At 58.6% G+C, this 16425-nt stretch carries 18 protein-coding genes; 11 read left to right on the top strand and 7 right to left on the bottom strand.

Going from position 1 to position 16425, the window contains the following annotated elements; genetic code table 11:
* The first annotated feature begins 63 nt into the window (after positions 1-63).
* Together SynMEDNS5_RS06575 and SynMEDNS5_RS06570 are read left to right on the top strand one after the other, a co-directional pair.
* Positions 64-588 (top strand): allophycocyanin subunit beta, encoded by a 525-nt coding sequence (locus SynMEDNS5_RS06575; RefSeq protein ID WP_186582658.1) that lies wholly within the window; start codon positions 64-66, stop codon positions 586-588.
* A gap of 115 nt (positions 589-703) precedes the next feature.
* Positions 704-1882 carry an alanine--glyoxylate aminotransferase family protein gene (locus SynMEDNS5_RS06570; protein WP_255440038.1) on the top strand — a complete coding sequence of 393 codons (1179 nt, stop codon included), beginning with the start codon at positions 704-706 and terminating at the stop codon, positions 1880-1882.
* Here the strand turns inward: SynMEDNS5_RS06570 and SynMEDNS5_RS06565 are convergent.
* The gene (locus SynMEDNS5_RS06565; RefSeq protein ID WP_370593589.1) at positions 1824-2267 is read right to left on the bottom strand and encodes a nucleoside deaminase; all 444 of its coding nucleotides are present in this window, start codon (positions 2265-2267) and stop codon (positions 1824-1826) included. The two genes, SynMEDNS5_RS06570 and SynMEDNS5_RS06565, sit on opposite strands and share 59 nt — an antisense overlap.
* Here SynMEDNS5_RS06565 and SynMEDNS5_RS13090 point away from each other — a divergent pair.
* Complete coding sequence (locus SynMEDNS5_RS13090) at positions 2157-2402, top strand: hypothetical protein (protein ID WP_255440399.1); 246 nt, start codon at positions 2157-2159, stop codon at positions 2400-2402. The two genes, SynMEDNS5_RS06565 and SynMEDNS5_RS13090, sit on opposite strands and share 111 nt — an antisense overlap.
* Positions 2392-3837, top strand: coding sequence for an aminotransferase class V-fold PLP-dependent enzyme (locus SynMEDNS5_RS06560; RefSeq protein WP_186582655.1), 1446 nt, complete (start codon positions 2392-2394; stop codon positions 3835-3837). The genes SynMEDNS5_RS13090 and SynMEDNS5_RS06560 overlap by 11 nt, the downstream gene beginning before the upstream one ends.
* Positions 3838-3933: 96 nt before the next feature.
* Here SynMEDNS5_RS06560 and SynMEDNS5_RS06555 read toward each other — a convergent pair whose 3' ends face one another.
* The 4 genes from SynMEDNS5_RS06555 to SynMEDNS5_RS06540 form a co-directional block, all read right to left on the bottom strand.
* Positions 3934-5529: a YcjF family protein gene (locus tag SynMEDNS5_RS06555; protein WP_186582654.1), complete on the bottom strand. Its 1596-nt coding sequence runs from the start codon at positions 5527-5529 to the stop codon at positions 3934-3936.
* Between the two features lie 7 nt (positions 5530-5536).
* Positions 5537-7696 (bottom strand): transglycosylase domain-containing protein, encoded by a 2160-nt coding sequence (locus SynMEDNS5_RS06550; protein WP_255440037.1) that lies wholly within the window; start codon positions 7694-7696, stop codon positions 5537-5539.
* On the bottom strand, positions 7677-8105 hold the full coding sequence (lspA, locus tag SynMEDNS5_RS06545) for a signal peptidase II (protein WP_255440036.1): 429 nt from the start codon (positions 8103-8105) through the stop codon (positions 7677-7679). Before lspA ends, SynMEDNS5_RS06550 begins: the two co-directional genes overlap by 20 nt.
* A 74-nt stretch (positions 8106-8179) precedes the next feature.
* On the bottom strand, positions 8180-8752 hold the full coding sequence (locus tag SynMEDNS5_RS06540) for a biotin transporter BioY (protein WP_186582651.1): 573 nt from the start codon (positions 8750-8752) through the stop codon (positions 8180-8182).
* Positions 8753-8808: 56 nt separating this feature from the next.
* Between SynMEDNS5_RS06540 and SynMEDNS5_RS06535 the strand changes: the two genes are divergently transcribed.
* A complete protein-coding gene (locus SynMEDNS5_RS06535) occupies positions 8809-9036 on the top strand; it encodes a DUF3148 domain-containing protein (protein WP_186582650.1) in 228 nt (75 codons plus the stop codon).
* On the opposite strand, the gene SynMEDNS5_RS06530 is transcribed toward SynMEDNS5_RS06535, so the two are convergent.
* Positions 9028-10284, bottom strand: a complete 1257-nt coding sequence (locus tag SynMEDNS5_RS06530) for a pitrilysin family protein (protein WP_186585884.1) — start codon at positions 10282-10284, stop codon at positions 9028-9030. The two genes, SynMEDNS5_RS06535 and SynMEDNS5_RS06530, sit on opposite strands and share 9 nt — an antisense overlap.
* Positions 10281-11588 carry a pitrilysin family protein gene (locus tag SynMEDNS5_RS06525; RefSeq protein ID WP_186582649.1) on the bottom strand — a complete coding sequence of 436 codons (1308 nt, stop codon included), beginning with the start codon at positions 11586-11588 and terminating at the stop codon, positions 10281-10283. Before SynMEDNS5_RS06525 ends, SynMEDNS5_RS06530 begins: the two co-directional genes overlap by 4 nt.
* Before the next feature lie 24 nt (positions 11589-11612).
* Here SynMEDNS5_RS06525 and SynMEDNS5_RS06520 point away from each other — a divergent pair, with 24 nt between their 5' ends.
* The 6 genes from SynMEDNS5_RS06520 (at position 11613) to SynMEDNS5_RS06495 (ending at position 16361) form a co-directional block, all read left to right on the top strand.
* The gene (locus SynMEDNS5_RS06520; protein WP_186582648.1) at positions 11613-12347 is read left to right on the top strand and encodes a phycocyanobilin:ferredoxin oxidoreductase; all 735 of its coding nucleotides are present in this window, start codon (positions 11613-11615) and stop codon (positions 12345-12347) included.
* Positions 12347-13252, top strand: a complete 906-nt coding sequence (locus SynMEDNS5_RS06515) for an HlyD family efflux transporter periplasmic adaptor subunit (protein WP_186582647.1) — start codon at positions 12347-12349, stop codon at positions 13250-13252. The genes SynMEDNS5_RS06520 and SynMEDNS5_RS06515 overlap by 1 nt, the downstream gene beginning before the upstream one ends.
* On the top strand, positions 13249-14421 hold the full coding sequence (devC, locus tag SynMEDNS5_RS06510) for an ABC transporter permease DevC (protein WP_186582646.1): 1173 nt from the start codon (positions 13249-13251) through the stop codon (positions 14419-14421). Before SynMEDNS5_RS06515 ends, devC begins: the two co-directional genes overlap by 4 nt.
* Positions 14421-15152: a DevA family ABC transporter ATP-binding protein gene (locus SynMEDNS5_RS06505; RefSeq protein ID WP_186582645.1), complete on the top strand. Its 732-nt coding sequence runs from the start codon at positions 14421-14423 to the stop codon at positions 15150-15152. The genes devC and SynMEDNS5_RS06505 overlap by 1 nt, the downstream gene beginning before the upstream one ends.
* 35 nt (positions 15153-15187) lie before the next feature.
* Positions 15188-15343 (top strand): hypothetical protein, encoded by a 156-nt coding sequence (locus SynMEDNS5_RS06500; RefSeq protein ID WP_006850288.1) that lies wholly within the window; start codon positions 15188-15190, stop codon positions 15341-15343.
* 85 nt (positions 15344-15428) lie between these two features.
* A complete protein-coding gene (locus SynMEDNS5_RS06495) occupies positions 15429-16361 on the top strand; it encodes a glycosyltransferase family 2 protein (RefSeq protein WP_186582644.1) in 933 nt (310 codons plus the stop codon).
* Positions 16362-16425 lie beyond the last annotated feature (64 nt).

Raw genomic sequence — 16425 nt, 5'->3', positions numbered from 1 at the left:
CGCTGGAAGCGGTTTCGCACCGAGGCTGGTGTTAGCTTCCGGCCAACGTGGCCAGGGTTCTGCATGCGCGATGCCATCACCGGATTGATCGGTCGGTACGACCAGCTCGGCCGTTACCTGGATCGATCTGCCATTGATCGGATCGAGGACTATCTGGCTGAATCCACCATCAGGCTGAAGGCTGTTGAGTTGATCAACCGTGAAGCGGCTGATCTCGTCCGTGAAGCCAGTCAGCGCCTGTTTCAAGGGGATCCGGAACTGCTCCTTCCCGGTGGCAACGCCTACACAACACGGCGACTTGCGGCCTGTCTTCGCGACATGGATTATTTCTTGCGCTACGCCAGTTACGCCTTGATCGCCGGAGACAGCACGATCCTGAACGAGAGAGTTCTGAACGGGCTGGACGATACATACAAAAGCTTGGGTGTGCCGACTGGTCCGACGGTGAGAAGCATGGTTCTTCTCGCTGATGTTCTCTGCGAACGTCTCGTTTCTGAGGGCGTTCCCCCGAATAGCCTTGGCCTGGCGCGCGCTCCGTTTGAGCACATGGCTGCAGGGCTCGCTGCCAGTGACGTTCGCCAACGCTGATTGCTGCAAGGAATTTCCGTACGTTTCAAGCGGCATCGGAACAGAGCTTTCTGGCTCGAATCGGCCCGATCGATGCGTAGGCTTCGGCCATTGAATGATGGTTCCCGTCCAGCCGATGACGCACTCTCTTCCCCAGGTTGAATCGCGCCATCGCCAATCCGTTGGACCTATCAACACGCCTGACCGCCTTTTATTAGGTCCAGGTCCCTCAAACGCCCATCCGACTGTTCTGTCAGCTCTGGCAAGAACGCCGATCGGTCATCTCGATCCCCTTTACGTTGACCTGATGGGTGAGGTCCAGGAATTGCTCCGTTACGCCTGGCAGACGGACAATCGCCTCACCTTGCCCATGAGCGGCACCGGGAGTGCCGCGATGGAAGCCACGTTGGCGAACACGGTTGAGCCTGGCGATCGTGTCTTGGTTGCGGTTAAAGGGTATTTCGGGAATCGCCTGGCCGACATGGCTGGCCGATACAGGGCTGATGTCCGCGTCATCGAAAAACCCTGGGGCGAGGCGTTCACGCTCGATGAGTTGGCTTCTGCACTGCAGCATCACAAGCCTGCAGTGCTGGCCATGGTGCACGCTGAAACTTCCACAGGGGTGCGCCAACCGATGGAGGGCGTTGGTGATCTCTGCCGTGAGCACGACTGTCTTCTTCTCCTGGACACGGTCACATCACTCGGAGGTGTCCCCCTCTATCTCGATGAATGGAAGGTGGATATGGCCTACAGCTGCAGCCAGAAGGGTCTGAGCTGCCCCCCAGGCTTGGGACCGTTCACCATGGGTCCTCGTGCGGAAGCCAAGCTCGCTGCCAGAAAGGACAAGGTTCCTAATTGGTATCTGGATGTTTCCCTGTTGAACCAGTACTGGGGGAGTGACAGGGTTTATCACCACACGGCGCCGGTGAACATGAACTTCGGCATGCGTGAAGCCCTACGTCTGCTTGCAGAGGAAGGTCTGGACAATGCCTGGTCACGCCATCGCCGCAATGCTGAAGCGCTTTGGCATGGACTGGAATCGCTCGGCCTTTCAATGCACGTTCCCGAGGACCTACGACTGCCCACACTCACGACCGTTCGGATTCCCGACGATGTGGATGGGAAAGCCTTCTCCTCCCATCTTCTTAACTCCCACGGCATTGAAGTTGGCGGTGGTCTTGGCGTTCTGGCAGGGAAAATCTGGAGAATTGGCCTAATGGGCTACAACTCCACTCCTGAGAATGTGAACCGTCTGCTCAATTTGTTTGAGTCGGAGCTTCCTCGCTTTCGCCAGGGCTCCTGCGTCGCTGCCTGAACCAGCTCGCCAGTTGTAACGAGGCCTCCTCTTCCATCACTCCGCCCACCACTCGCATGTGGTGGTGCGCGGAGTGATGATCAGCGAGATTGATCGTGCTGCCTAGCCCACCGCGTTTGCGGTCTCTGGCAGCGAAAATCACCTGTCCCACCCTGGCCTGAACGAGTGCTCCCGCACACATCGGGCATGGCTCCAGGGTCACCAGCAGGGTGCAGTGGTTCATGCGCCAATCGCCAAGGAGCAAGGCGCCCTGACGCAGCGCCATCAACTCCGCATGTCCGAGGGGGTCTCTGTGGGTTTCCCTGCGATTGGATCCGTGGCCAATGCACCGCCCTGCTTGATCGAGAAGTACAGCCGCCACAGGAATCTCTCCAGTGGCACCCACGCGCTCAGCTCGGTTGAGCAGCCGCTGCATCCAAGCGTGCATCCCCTGTTGAGTGAACTGAACCGGATCCGCCCGCACAGCCGTGAATCTCTGATTGCCATCCAATGTGCCACCAAAGGTGACAATGGTTTTTGATCGCGACTCTTTCTTGCACGGCCCCGCTCGGTCATCTTCAGAAGCGTTGGACCCATTGGCCCCCTTCGCTTCGCCCGATGGCCTGGACCCTCAGTTGCAGACATTTCTGCAGGAGGCCTGCGCCCAACTTTGCGGCTGGTTTGGTTCTGCCAATCAGCGGTCTCCCCTGCCTTCGTTGCGGTTGCTCCCTGATGCTTTCCCTGAGACGGAAGGACTTGGAGCGCAAAATCTTCTCGATGATCTTCAGCAGGTCATGGATGGTGCTTACCAGCCATCCCATCCAGGTGCCTTGGCCCATCTGGATCCTCCACCCAATACAGCCTCGGTCGCAGCAGAGCTGATCTGTGCAGGACTGAACAACAACCTTCTGGCTGAGGAACTGTCACCAAGTCTTTCGCAGCTGGAGCGTCAACTCTGTGGATGGTTTGCGTCCTGTCTCGACCTCCCCATGGGATCAGGGGGCGTCGCTGCCAGCGGAGGCACTCTGAGCAACCTCACCGCGCTGGTCACAGCTCGTCATTCCCTGGGGCTGAATGGTGTTTCTGACGCTGTCGTTCTGACAAGCGATGACGCCCATGTCTCCTTGGCCAAGGCCTGCAGGGTGATGGGGCTTCGTGCTGATGCTTTGCGGCGAATCCCCGTGGATGCCAATGGATGTCTGCGGTTGGATGTTCTGCAAGAGGAACTCCACCGTCTCGCGTCTAAGCAGCGTCCGTGTTTGGCCATCGTCGCCACAGCTGGAACGACAGTGCGTGGTGCGATTGACCCCTTGCGGGCCATCGGGACGATTGCCCAAACCCATGGCACCTGGCTGCATGTGGATGGTGCCATCGGCGCTGTTTTTGCTCTCTCCGGGGAAACCCGCGAATTGGTGAACGGATTGTCTGAAGCCGATTCAATCACCGTCAATCCCCAGAAACTGCTCGGGATCGCCAAAACCTCCTCGTTGTTGCTGGTTCGCGATACGTCCACACTGCACGCTGCTTTCGGAACCGGACTGCCTTACATGGAGCCTGCTTCCGTTGGTGCTCACGGTGGTGAGATGGGATTGCAAGGCAGCAGACCGGCGGAAATTCTCAAGCTCTGGCTTGGATTGCGTCAACTTGGGATGGTTGGAATCAACTCGCTTCTGGTGAAGGCTGTGGCACGCAGAGAGCGGTTGCAGCAATGCCTCGACGACCAAGCGCTGGATCTTCTTTCTGGCCCGCTCCATCTCTTGACCTGTGTACCGAAAAACGCAGACTCTGACCGAAGTGAACGTTGGTCAGCTCGTCTCCGTCAGGGACTTCTCGATGAACAAATCATGGTGTCAAGACCCCAATACAGAGGCCTCCACCACATCAAAGTGGTGCTCGGGAATCCCCATACGTCTGACGCGCTGATCGATCATCTGGGGATGCGCATCAACCAATCGATCGGGCGGAGTCTGCACTGATGTCAGGGACAGAATCGCAACAACAACGAGGGAAATGGATTGCGGTTTTCACAGGGGCCGTGTCGATCCTGATCGGTCTGCTTTATCTAGGGCTCATCACGATTCTCGATAGCCGCGGTCCGATGCGTCCGCCTCCGCCCGAAGCCCTGGTCGGGGCGGCAGTCGTTTCTTCGCCTCTTGTTGGAGAGGATCCACCACCCGTCGGAGCGCTGTCTCAAGAAACTCCCGCAGTGAGCGATCACGACGGTTGAGGTCGTAATGCCTCTGAACAACGTCTTGGACGCCACCATCGCCCCAGTCTTGATCCTGTTGAAAGAATGTGATGAAGCTGGCACCGGCAATTCTGGTGAGCCATCCAGCTGCGACCCCTTGCACGGCTCGACCAAGCAGGAGCGTTGGAAGGTTCACACTCAGTGCTGTTCCAATGATGGCCACCCCACCTTTGACGACACCGAGACCTGCCAAAGTTCTGCCCACGGAGAGGGCGAGGTCTTGGGCCCTTGTGCGGGTGAGCTGAATGCCAAAAACACCAGCGACCTCCATCACCATCTGGGCATTGACCGCGGCTGTACCCAGCAGATCCACTCCCGGTAAGGGAGTGGCTGCCACTACACCTGCGCTGATCCACGTGTAGCGATCAACAATGCGTCGGGCTTCCTCTTCTCTCTGTTGATCGAGAAGGTTGCGGCCGGTTTCACCGAGCGATCGGCACTGGAGAAGGATGTTGTCAGCAAGGAGCTCTTCGCCGTCCTCATGCAGGACGACAGCGAGGCGTCTGAGCAGTTGCCCAACCTCTGCGGGGGGCTGCCAGGGTTTCTGTCCTGGTCTTGGTAACGACTGGGGGGCTGCACTGGTCCCGACAACATCGTCGGGTGGAAGCCAACCCAGGCAGCGTTCACGCAGGAGCAGCATCAGCCGTCGCTCCTCTTCCTCCCCGCGGAGGTCGCACTTGTTGAGCACGAGGAGGAGCCTTTTGCCAAGTCCAGAGAGGCTCTGAACGATGGCCAGTTCCTGGCTGCGCAGATCACCATCCACGACGACCAGCATCAGATCAGCGCGCGACGCCCGTTGTCTGGCCTGTTGCTCGCGGGTGCGTCCGTCCTGGCCTCCTTCAAGGATTCCAGGCGTATCCACAAGAAGCACGCCTCGCTCCAATCCCTTCAGCCTCAGGCGATAGGAGCGGCTTTCACTGGTGGAACCCATGGATGCCCCCACGTCGCCAACGATGTCCTTCAACAGGGCACGGATCAGGGATGTTTTTCCACTTGATCCGGTTCCAAACACCACCACTTCCAGATCGCCACGGTCGAGTTGTCGGGCCACGCGCTCCCGCTCCTCCAGCAACGATCGGCGGGCGACATCGTCCTGCAGTCGAGCTAGAAGTCGGTCCACACTGTCGAGGCTTTGACGGGCTGCGTCCCGTCGATTGCTCGGTGGCGCTGGCTTGTGTGACTTCGAGTCCTGGGCATGGCGTCCTTGCTTCCAGCATTTCAGCCACGGAACACCCAATTGGATCAGTGCGGCCACCAGAAGCACGGCACCGATGAGAAGCACGGGCCCAACGAGCCATGGTGGCAACCAATAGCTGAGATCCCAAAGCAGGTTACGGATGGCCTGAAGCACCAGGCCAATCACCATCAGTGCGACCAAAGCCGCAGCTCCTGCCAATAGCCAGCGGGTCTGCTGTTTCATTCGCCTGTTATCGCGTATTCAGCCCGCCGCGTCCTGCAGAACGCATGATTTCCCCCCACAGAGATGCTGCCAGCGCACTCGAGCTGGCCGAGGGACTGTTGTCGTCGTTGCCAAGCCAGATTCCCAGCACCCAGTGACGGCTTGGTTCGTAGCCGATGAACAGAAGATCGCGTCCGTCATTGGTGGTTCCGGTCTTTCCTCCTTCTTCTCCTCCCAGGGACGCTCCGGTGCCTGTTCCATTTCTCACCACCGCTCGCAGCATCGCCTGCATTTGTTTGGCAACGTCCGGGCGGATGGCCTGACGTCCGGCATTCAGGCTGTTGTCTTCCGCCCCAGTGAGACTGCCGCATCCACGCAGATTGTCCTGCCGGCAGGTTTCAGCATCCATCAAGCGGCGGATCGTGGTGGGTGGTTTCCATTCGCCTTTGTTGACCACGGCGGCGTAGGCACTGGTGAGCTCGATCAAGCGCACTTCGCTCTGTCCCAGCGCCAATCCAGGGACGGGATCGAGAGGGGTGGTGATGCCCAAGGCCCGGGCCTGACGAACCACCTGTTCCAGTCCCACACGCTTGGCGAGGCGCAGGGCTGCCGTGTTGCTGCTTGATGCGAAAGCGCTGGTGAGCGTGAGACGACCATTGCAGGGACTTTCAAACCGCTGTCCACCCCATTCCATGGCGCTGCAGTCGATGCTCTCAGTGGGCTTCACTCCCCGGTCCAGCGCTGCCAGGTAAGTCATGAGCTTGAAAGTGCTTCCTGGCTGTCGCATGGCCATGGAGGCACGGTTGAACTGGCTGAAGCGGTAGTCGCGTCCACCGGCAATTGCGAGCACACCACCACTGCGACTGTCGATCACGACGGCAGCGCCCTCACTGACACCCAACCCGCCGGCATTCCTGATCAGGTTGCGCAGGCGTCGTTCAATCACGCTCTGAAGCACCGGATCGAGGTGGGTTTCGATTAGGAAGTTGCCCTCAGCTGCCACCTCGGGGCCCACCAGAGCCGTTAAGTCCCTCCTGACCTGATCGGTGTAAAAGGGAGCGGAGCGACGTGTGGCCTCTTTGCTGCAAGCATTTTTGGCCAGCTGAATGGGCTGGCGACGGGCCGCGCGCGCTGCATCCAGGGAGAGCCGCCCGGCATCCGCCATCTTGTTCAGAACTCTGTTTCGGGCTTCGAGAGCTCTCTGCGGAAACTGGCAAGGGTCGTGGCCATTGGGCGAGGGCAAGAGGCCCACCAACAGCGCTGCTTCCTCCACCGTGAGCGACCCAGCTGATTTATTGAAAAAGGTTCGGGAGGCATCGTCGAAACCCCACCCCACCCCGAGGTACACCCTGTTGAGATAGCTCAAGAGCAGTTCACCCTTGCTGAAGCGACTCTCCAGCTGCAGGGCGACCAGCAGTTCTCTCCATTTCCTGCCCAGGGTGTCCCCCTCGCCAACCAGATCCGGGTACAGGCTTCTGGCCAGTTGCTGGGTGAGGCTGCTGCCCCCTTCCAGAACCCGTCCACCGGTCAGGTTGGTGGCGAACGCACGCACGGTTCCAATGGGATCAACCCCTGGGTGCCACCAGAAACGGTTGTCCTCACTGCTGAGTAGGGCGTTGATCAGCGATGGTGAAAAGTCGGCGAGAGTGGCCAATTCCCGATGACGACTGGAATCAACGGAATCGAGAGGTTTGTTGTTGCCGTCGTAGATGGCCACAGGTCCACGCACAGTGGCCAGTCGGCCACGGACGGGCACATCCAGACCAGCAAGAAGAAGCAGAGCACCCGATCCCCCCAGAGCCAGCAGGAGTCCGATCCCAAGCCAGCGCCGGATGCGTTGTCCACCCCGGTCAGCTGGATTTTCAAACTGCAGGGATGGGGCTCCTGCTTCCGTGGCGGGAGCCAGGCTGATCTGGTCGCCGTCGTTTAATTCGATTTCCTTAACCCTGCGTCCTCGCCACCAGAGGCCGTTGGTGGAACCCTGATCCAGGAGATACCACTGCCGATTGCGCTTCTGAAGTACGGCGTGCTGGCGGCTGACGGCGGGATGCTCAATGCAGATCTCCAGCGCTTGATCGCGACCGATGCGATATCCCTCCCCGTGAAGGTGAAGGGTTTGATCGGGGCGATCATGCTGATGGATCGTCAGCCGCGCTGGAGCCTGTTGCTTAGGAGTCAACTTGGCCATGGCGTTCACGGAAGGCATCGACGGCGAAGCAGACAACTGCGAAATTGATGACGACATCAGCCCAGTTGAAAATCGGAAACTGGATCGGCACCAGTTCAAGAAAATCGGTGACGTGGCCGAGGCGCCAACGATCGATGCCATTGCCGAGGGTTCCTCCAAGCAGAAATGCCAAAGCAAGACCCATCCAGAAACAACGCTTTGGCTGACTCCAGATCCATGCCGTGACTCCAAGCGTCACTAGCAGGCTCAGAACGCCGAGAACCAGAGTGGAGTCTGTGAACAAACTGAAGGCTGCACCTGTGTTGTGCACGAGACGAAGCTGCAGAAAGCCGGGGATGAACGGCACTGGCCTGCCGAGGATCAATGCGGAACGAGCCCAGTGCTTGCTCCACTGATCAAGGATCACCATCCCAACGCTGATCAAGAGCAGTGTTTCTCGCCGTAGCGAACGGCGTTTCCTTCTGACGGCGCTTTCGGTTGCGTTCATTCCACCCACAACAGACCGCGCATGCAACGGGCCAATAAACCTGCTGCGCAGCAAAGGGCCAGCTGCGCAACCAAGGGGCCGAGGCTATAGCTAAACAACAGCTCAGCCAGGGGTTGCTGCCAGCGACCGAGTCCTGCACCCAAAAGGAGATTGAGCAGCCCGCAGAGCTGAATGATGAGCAAACCGGCCATGGCAGCCAGCGTGAGCCGGGGGATGTCATTCATGCCGCTCTGCATGGCTAATCGACCGGTCAACCATGCGGCCGGGATGAATCCCGCCAGGTATCCGAATCCAGGCGTGAGCACGTAAGCAATGCCGCCACCGCCATAAAACACAGGCAGATCCACAAGGCCGATGGTTAAGTAAGCAACAGAGGCGATCACACCGGCGCGAGGTCCTGCAACCAGAGAACACAAAAGCAGCGCCGGCACCTGCCAGGTGCTGGGCAAAGGCAACACAGGTGGAGGCAGCTCAGGCAGGGGAACCACCAGAGCCGCCTGGATCAGGCTGCCCACCAGAATCAGGAACAGACCGGCGACAGCGCCGCTCCATGTGGCCAAAGCCCTCACGGGCAGTCGTCAGCTGGCACCATCCTGCTGTAAGAGGAACACATTGCCCAGCTCCTATGGCCGTTTCCATTGGTGACCAAGTACGACTGCTTCGCGCCCAGCCCTTTCTGAAGTCAGCGGATCCGATGCCGATGCTGCGACCACCCGATCTGGTGGATCTTGATGAAGTGGGAACGGTGACTGCTCTCCATCACGGAGAGACTGTCGCGGTGCGTTTTTCCCGAGGAACGTTTCTCCTGGGGACAGACGTACTGGCTCCCATCGGAGATCAAGCTTCAAGCTGAATGAAACGGTCCGTGCCTCCAAACGGATTCGAGCATGCGCAGGGAGGAAGCGGGTCCACACAGACTGAGGATCGGCTTCTTCAAGTGCTGCAAGGCCACTGCTCTGAGTGCAACACCACTGAGGCTGTTGAGTTGATCGACACAACGACGATCGTGATCGTCCGGAAGCCCAAGCGCTCGGAGCTGGGCGCGACGCTCAGCCCGCTGGCCTGTGGTCTGGGACGCGTGGGCCAGCTGACCCCGGAACTTGGCCATCGCCAAATCGAGATCAGTTTGTGCAATCACGGAGTCCAACAGCTCGTCCCAACTCCGCATCAACAGTTCGAGGCTTAGCCGCGCCCGCTCCACCCCGGTGGATGCGTGCATCACGAAGGGAGCGGAACGCTGCCTTGCTGGATGGTGAAGTCCCACGTCATAAGCGACACCATGGTCTTCGCGTAAACGTCTGAACAGAAGGCTCGACATCCCCGATCCCAAATGGGCCTGGAGCACCCTCAAGGCCAGATCATCCGGATGGCCGTGGGGCAGCGTGGCCTGTCCGAGCATCAGCACAACCTGTTCGGTCTCAACGCGGTTCAGAGTTAACGACTGGCTCGTTAACTCTGAACCGTTGTCCAAGGCTGATTCCCCCTGCGAGCGTCCTTGGAGTGCTCCATCCCCCCAGCCCTGCAGGATGTCCTGGAGTCCTTCAGGAATCGTTCCGGAGAGGGCCAGAACGGATCCGCCATCGTTGATTGCGGCTGCAAGGGCTACCAGGTGGTTTTGATCAAGGGCCTCCAAATCGACAGCGACGCCAAGAGGGTCGTGTCCATAGGGACCTTTGCCGTAGGCGAGCTGTCGCCAGCCATCAAAGGCTCGCTGAAACGGATCCTCCTGCTGTCGTTGGAGGGCCTGCAGGCTGAGCTCCTTTTCCAACGCAATTTGAGCCGGGTTCAGATGGGGACGCTGCAGCATCCACCCAAGGATCGGCAGCAGCCTGTCGGCATCGTTTTGCGTGCATTTGAGGCTGATCAGGATTCCATCTTCGTGGGTATCGCAACGAAGCCCTGCCCCGCAGCCTTCAACTAAATCCGCCAGCTGGACATGGTCCAGCGGTCCACAGCCACGGCTGAGAACGGATCCGAGAAGTTGATGTCCACCGCGCTGGCCAACGGGATCTTCACCGCTGCCGCGACGGATCCAGAGCTTTGCCGAAAGGACTCCGGTGGTTGCGACCGGGTCGATGACCACCCCAGTGGTGCCGTTCATGCTGATTCCGAAGGGCGAGCGATCAAAGTGCATGCCTGGTCTGGCTGGAGCCGCTGCATCACACACTCCTGCAGGGCTGTCGCGCTCCACTGTTCGAGATCCTTGAGAGGTTCGAGCAGCTGACGCTGTCGTCCCCAGACGGCCTGGGAGCCCGCGCAGCCCGCCACCGAGCCCGGGGCTTCAAGGCTGAATCGGTATCCATTGCCCACCATTTGGAAAGCCCGCTTTCGTTCCTCCTCGAGCACGGGTTTCTCGGCGCTGCGCTGAAGTTCCTCTCTGATTTCCTGTTCAACCCGTTGCAGTTGGTCTTCGGGGCAGCAGGCCTCAAGCATCACCAGACTTCCCTGCTCGAGTGTCGTCACGTCCATGTCGATGGACTCGACGATCTGCAGATCTTCGCGGAGACGTTGCACCAGCCGGCTCCGACGCCCTTCGGACAAGATCGTGGTCGCCAGGTCCGCCCCCGCCACCCCAATAGGGTCAGAAGCCGCAGCGGTTGGCCAGACCATCAGGAGGCGTGCTGACTCAAGTCTCGCAAAGCTCTGGCATTCCCTTCCGCTTTGAAAAGGCAGCTGCTCCGCTGAGCGGCTGCCTTGGGCATAAGGGTTCGGAGCTGCGGCATCAGCCTCATTGCTCAATGCCGTGAGCGCACTTCCTCTCACTTGGTTGATGAGGTCATTGGGAATGGCTCCAGCAACGGCAAGGCAGCAGTTCGGCCCCTGGTAACGGCGTTGGTGGTAGCGACGCATTCCCGAGGGGTCCATCGCTTTCAGGCTGGAGTCGAGCCCTAGGACTGGGCGGCCATAGGGGTGTTTGGGCAAGCAGAGTTCCAGCACGCTTTGGAACACAAGATCATCGGGTTGGTCGCGGAATTGGGAGATTTCCTCCAGCACCACCTCACGTTCCATGGTGAAAGAACCCTGATCGAGGGAGGGGTTCAAAACCAGATCAAGCAGCAGGTCCAACGCTGCGGCTGTCTCCTTGGGTGGAACAAGAACATGGAAGTGCACGTCATCGAAACCGGTGGCGGCATTGCTGCTGCCGCCGAGGGCTTCGATTTGGCGATCGAAGTCTCCTGGTTGCAACTGCTCACTCCCCTTGAACACCATGTGTTCGAGAAAATGAGCCATGCCCTCTTCTCCCTTGCGTTCCCAGAAGCTTCCCCCCCGACACCAGAAATCAAGGCAGGTAAGACCCGCACCCGGCAGTTCTGCCGACACCAGGGTGCTTTTGTTCGCAAGAGTGAGGTATTCCAGTGCAGGACCGGATGAGATCGCTGTCAGGGTCGCGTGGCAAAGTCCCATTCTGTGCAATGACGGATCGGATTGATGCCTGAGTCCTCGAGCGGCCCGGAGCTTCATCCGTTGGTGATGTCCCTAGCCGCTCGCATCCGTCAGTGTCGCGAGGGGCTTCCCGATCTGCAGGATCTTGCAGTTCCTGCGGATCTAGAGGAGATCATCGGCAGTCTTGATGGGGAGGCGTTGTTCATACGCAACGAGGTGCACCGCTGTCGCGGTCTTCGCAAGCTGCATCTTGAAACGGCCCGACTGGGGGTGGGCCTGCAAATCCTCCACTGCGTGTTCTTTCCCGACCCACGCTTCGATCTCCCCGTGTTCGGAGCCGACATCGTTGCCAGTCCAGCTGGGATTTCCGCGGCGATCGTTGATCTTTCGCCAGTGGGTGAACATTTGCCCGCTGCCATCAACGAAGCTCTCAGCAACATCAATAGTCCCGCCTTCGAACAGGTGCGTGACCTCCCAGCCTGGGCCACGATTTTTTCGCCCTTCGTGCGCTTTATCCGTCCTGCCAATCGCGAGGAGGAGGATTGGTTTGTGGGGCTTGTTGAAACCTATCTGGGCATCTTGAGTCGTGCCGTGGAGCGTGCACAACCAACGGCTTCCAGCGATCCGTTTACGATCGCCAGATACCACGGGCAGGTGTCGTATTGCCAGCAACAGAAACGCAACGACAAAACCCGTCGGGTTCTGGAGAAAGCCTTCGGGACGGACTGGGCCGACCGCTACATCGAAAAGCTGCTTTTCGACGAACCAGATTGCCCGTAATGTCGAAGCGCTCTCTATGGATCGGGGTCGGGACGCTCTCGATCCTTGTGATTGCTGGCAGTGTCGCGTTTCTCCAAAGGCCTGGCACTGTTGTAAAGGAGGCTCCTCAGACCGAATCACCGCGTGCACCGGAGGCTGTGGCTGCCTTGGGGCGGCTTCGTCCTCTTGGAGAGATTCGCCGTCTCGCGGCACCGATCAGCGGGTTCGGTGGCACCCCCCGAGTGTCCAAGCTTCTTGTGAATGAAGGAGATACGGTCACTCGTGGCCAGGTGCTGGCTGTTTTCGATAGCCGTCCACAGATCGAAGCTGATCTGGAGGCTCTTGATGCTCAGATTCGCACGATCGATACAGAAATCCCCTTGCGACGCCGAGAGGTTGCTCGCTACGCAGAAGCAGCCAAAGTCGGTGCCGCTTCGATGGTGATTCTCGAAGAGAAGCAGAACGAATTGACTTTGGCGGAGCGCAAGCGCATTGAACTAATCGCTGAACGCCGATCCCTTGAGGCTGATCTGGTCGACAGTGAGCTTCGATCACCGATTGACGGAACAGTTCTCAGGCTGCACACCCGGGTGGGCGAGCGCCCCGATGGAGATGGCGTGCTTGAGGTTGGCGCCAGCCAATCGATGGAAGCATTAATTGAAGTGTATGAATCCGACATCAACCGAATTGCCGTTGGTGATCCCGTGACGCTTGTCAGTGAGAACGGTGGTTTCGAAGGACGTCTCACAGGGCGCGTCGAGCGCATCAGCCCTCAGGTGAGGCAGCGGGAGGTGTTGTCCACGAACCCCACCGGTGATGCTGACGCCAGGGTGGTGGAGGTTCAGGTCAGTCTTGATCGCGACTCAGCACTCCGGGTTGCATCGTTAGCCGGCTTGAAAGTGATCGCGCGCTTCAAAACCTCATGAGCGGTGGGTTCTGGAGCCGCCGAGGCATTCCCCTGGCCTCGCTGATGTTGATCCGACAGCCTGTGCGCTTGGCTGTCGCTCTGGCTGGCATCAGTTTCGCTGGAATCCTGATGTTCATGCAGCTCGGATTCCGAGACGGATTGTTTGATGCCAGTGTCACTGTGCATCGATTATTCGATGCCGACATCGTTTTAATCAGCCCGAGATCAACCAGTTCCGTGAGTATGGCTGGCTTTCCTAAAAGGCGGCTGGTTCAGGCCATGGCGCTTCCGGAAGTGGAAGGCATTACTCCCGTGAATTGGAACTTGCTCCTCTGGAGAAATCCAGAAACCCGTGGAACACGATCCATTCTTGCTCTTGGCTTTGAACCCGGTGATCCTTTGTTTACCGATCCGACGCTGGCGCCCAAAGCTGGGAAGCTCACCCAAAAAGGCCGAGTTCTCTTTGATGAACGATCGCGACCGGAGTTCGGACCAGTTGCTGAGTGGTTCCGCGAAGGCCGTGTTGTGGACAGCGAAATTGCTGGCAAACGTGTTCGTGTTGCAGGCTTGATCGAGCTCGGTACGTCCTTCGGAGCCGATGGAAATCTTCTCACCAGCAGCGAAACGTTCCGTGAATTGCTCCCGAATACTCCCCCTGGAAGCATCGAGGTTGGATTGATTCGTCTCAACGCTGATGTAGACCCTGAACTTGTTATGGAGCGTCTAAAGATCTTGCTTCCTGACGATGTCACCGTGTTGACAAAACAAGGTTTCATTGATTTTGAGCAGAATTATTGGAAAACCGGCACCTCCATTGGCTTCATCTTCACTCTCGGAGCTGCGATGGGTTTCGTGGTGGGGTGCGTAATCGTTTACCAGGTGCTTTATTCCGATGTGAGTGATCACCTGCCTGAATACGCCACGTTGATGGCGATGGGGTACCGGCTTTTCACTCTTCTCGGTGTTGTGGTGCGTGAAGGATTGCTGCTTGCCCTATTCGGATACCTTCCGGCCTATGCCGCCGGCCAAGGTTTGTATCTGCTCGTGAGAAATGCAACCCAGCTTCCCGTTGCCATGGATTTCAACAGAGCGTTCACAGTGTTCACAATGATTCTGATCATGTGTATGGCCTCAGCAGGATTGGCGATGCGGCGCCTCGTGGATGCCGACCCGGCGGAGATCTTTTGATGTCGAGCACCACGCTTTCAGAGTCAACTCAGAGGCAAGGTTCCCGCCAGGAGCTCAGTGTGAGCATCAATGGCTTGAGCCACTGGTATGGCAAGGGATCAACCCGACGGCAGGTGTTGCAGGGAGTGGATCTGGAGATCGCTGCTGGTGAAGTAGTGCTTCTGACAGGACCCTCCGGATGTGGAAAGACCACGCTGCTTACTTTGATCGGGGCTTTGCGTCAGGTGCAGCAAGGCGACGTTCGCGTGTTCGCTCAGCAGTTACAGGGCGCTGGACGGGGCCAGCGGCAGAAGCTTCGTCGCCGAATCGGAATGATTTTTCAGGGCCACAATCTTCTCCGTTGCCTCACTGCGGAACAGAACGTTCAGATGGGATCCGATCTCCTCCCCGGATTCAGCTATCGGGCCAGACGGGATCAAGCCAGGGAGTGGTTGCGTGCCGTTGGTCTGGACGACGAGCTCAGCAAACTTCCTCACGATCTCTCGGGAGGACAAAAACAGCGCGTGGCCATCGCCCGAGCGCTTGCCGCCAGGCCCAAACTCCTCCTGGCTGATGAACCCACGGCCGCCCTCGACAGCGCAACGGGGCGAGAAGTGGTGGAACTGTTGAAGCGTCTGGCGCGTGAACAGTCCTGCTCCGTGCTCATGGTCACCCACGACCCCAGGATTCTCGATGTGGCTGATCGGCTGGTGCGGATGGAAGACGGTCGCCTCTTCCAGGCCATTGAGTAGATTGATCGGATAACCGCCAAAGGTTCAACCAACGCATGGCCAAGCGCAGAAATCTCAAGAAAGAAAAGCAGGAGCGCAACCGCGCCTACGCGCGCAAGTTCAAGAAGCGCAAGATGCGCAATGACGGTCGGGGCGAAGGTGCCGGCAACGGTGTTACGGGCACAGCCAACAATGGTGGCGCCGCCGATTGAGTTCGGGCTTTTCTGTAAGAGGGGGGTTACCCCCTCTTTTTTTGTGCCCTTAGGCTGACTTCAATCGGATCACCGTGAAGCGCGGATGTTCATCAGCGTCGTCATTCCCACCTACAACCGACGCCCGATCCTGGAGAAGTGCTTGCTTGCACTGGAAGGGCAGAGTCCCTGTGGGGAGATCGAAAATTATGAGGTGGTCGTTGTCGATGACGGCTCCACCGATGGAACGCCCGACTGGTTGAGAGCCTCAAGCAGTCGCTTCCCCAGCGTGCGTCTGATCGAACAGAGCCACGGTGGACCCGCTGAAGGTCGGAACCGTGGCGTCAGCCACGCTCGCGGTGACGTCATTGTCTTCATTGACAGTGATCTCGTCGTCACACCAGCATTTCTCGCCAGTCATGCCAAGGCGCTCACAGCAGCATGGCGTCGTAGCGGAAATCGTTTGTGCTTCACCTACGGCGCTGTGATCAATACTGCGAATTTTGAGCATCCAACGCATGAGCGACACAAGCTCAGGGATCTCTCCTGGGCTTATTTCGCAACCGGTAATGTCGCCATCGACCGCTCCGTTCTCGAGCAGTCAGGCCTTTTTGATACGGGATTCCGGCTCTATGGCTGGGAGGACCTCGAACTGGGTGAACGTCTGAGACAGATGGGTGTTGCACTGGTTCGCTGCCCTGATGCTGTCGGCTATCACTGGCATCCCGCTTTCCGGCTTGAACAAATCCCCGATCTCATTCGTGTGGAGAGAGAGCGGGCACGGATGGGACTTGTCTTCTACAGAAAGCACCCCAGCCGCAGAGTGCGCATAATCATCCAGTTCACATGGATGCACAGGGTTCTGTGGTCGGTTTTAACCCTCGGCGGGCTGGTCAATGAGCGATCACTCAAACCGCTTCTTTCCTGGCTCATTCATCGCGGACAGCCCTCTCTGGCCCTGGAGCTGTTGCGCCTTCCCTTGAATCGTCTTGGTGTTGAGGCGTTGTACAGCGAAGCCAAGGCCATCGGTCTGCGTTGAGCAGTCCGTTTGATAAATTCAAGGTGTTCTCTCAAACCACACACCTGTCTGTTTCGGGTGCTGA

The sequence above is a fragment of the Synechococcus sp. MEDNS5 genome, assembly GCF_014279875.1.
Lineage (GTDB): Bacteria > Cyanobacteriota > Cyanobacteriia > PCC-6307 > Cyanobiaceae > Synechococcus_C.
Note: the sequence above shows the minus strand (reverse complement) of the source record. Positions and strands in the feature narration are given on the sequence as shown.

Coding starts and splice junctions, on each gene's coding strand:
- devC (WP_186582646.1), top strand. CDS start 13,249: ATGAGCGGTGGGTTCTGGAGCCGCCGAGGCATTCCCCTGGCCTCGCTG.
- lspA (WP_255440036.1), bottom strand. CDS start 8,105: ATGGTGATCCTTGATCAGTGGAGCAAGCACTGGGCTCGTTCCGCATTG.
- SynMEDNS5_RS06525 (WP_186582649.1), bottom strand. CDS start 11,588: ATGGGACTTTGCCACGCGACCCTGACAGCGATCTCATCCGGTCCTGCA.
- SynMEDNS5_RS06535 (WP_186582650.1), top strand. CDS start 8,809: ATGGCCGTTTCCATTGGTGACCAAGTACGACTGCTTCGCGCCCAGCCC.
- SynMEDNS5_RS06570 (WP_255440038.1), top strand. CDS start 704: ATGACGCACTCTCTTCCCCAGGTTGAATCGCGCCATCGCCAATCCGTT.
- SynMEDNS5_RS06560 (WP_186582655.1), top strand. CDS start 2,392: ATGGTTTTTGATCGCGACTCTTTCTTGCACGGCCCCGCTCGGTCATCT.
- SynMEDNS5_RS06520 (WP_186582648.1), top strand. CDS start 11,613: ATGCCTGAGTCCTCGAGCGGCCCGGAGCTTCATCCGTTGGTGATGTCC.
- SynMEDNS5_RS06515 (WP_186582647.1), top strand. CDS start 12,347: ATGTCGAAGCGCTCTCTATGGATCGGGGTCGGGACGCTCTCGATCCTT.
- SynMEDNS5_RS06555 (WP_186582654.1), bottom strand. CDS start 5,529: ATGAAACAGCAGACCCGCTGGCTATTGGCAGGAGCTGCGGCTTTGGTC.
- SynMEDNS5_RS06530 (WP_186585884.1), bottom strand. CDS start 10,284: ATGAACGGCACCACTGGGGTGGTCATCGACCCGGTCGCAACCACCGGA.
- SynMEDNS5_RS06505 (WP_186582645.1), top strand. CDS start 14,421: ATGTCGAGCACCACGCTTTCAGAGTCAACTCAGAGGCAAGGTTCCCGC.
- SynMEDNS5_RS06575 (WP_186582658.1), top strand. CDS start 64: ATGCGCGATGCCATCACCGGATTGATCGGTCGGTACGACCAGCTCGGC.
- SynMEDNS5_RS06500 (WP_006850288.1), top strand. CDS start 15,188: ATGGCCAAGCGCAGAAATCTCAAGAAAGAAAAGCAGGAGCGCAACCGC.
- SynMEDNS5_RS13090 (WP_255440399.1), top strand. CDS start 2,157: ATGTCCGAGGGGGTCTCTGTGGGTTTCCCTGCGATTGGATCCGTGGCC.
- SynMEDNS5_RS06550 (WP_255440037.1), bottom strand. CDS start 7,696: ATGGCCAAGTTGACTCCTAAGCAACAGGCTCCAGCGCGGCTGACGATC.
- SynMEDNS5_RS06495 (WP_186582644.1), top strand. CDS start 15,429: ATGTTCATCAGCGTCGTCATTCCCACCTACAACCGACGCCCGATCCTG.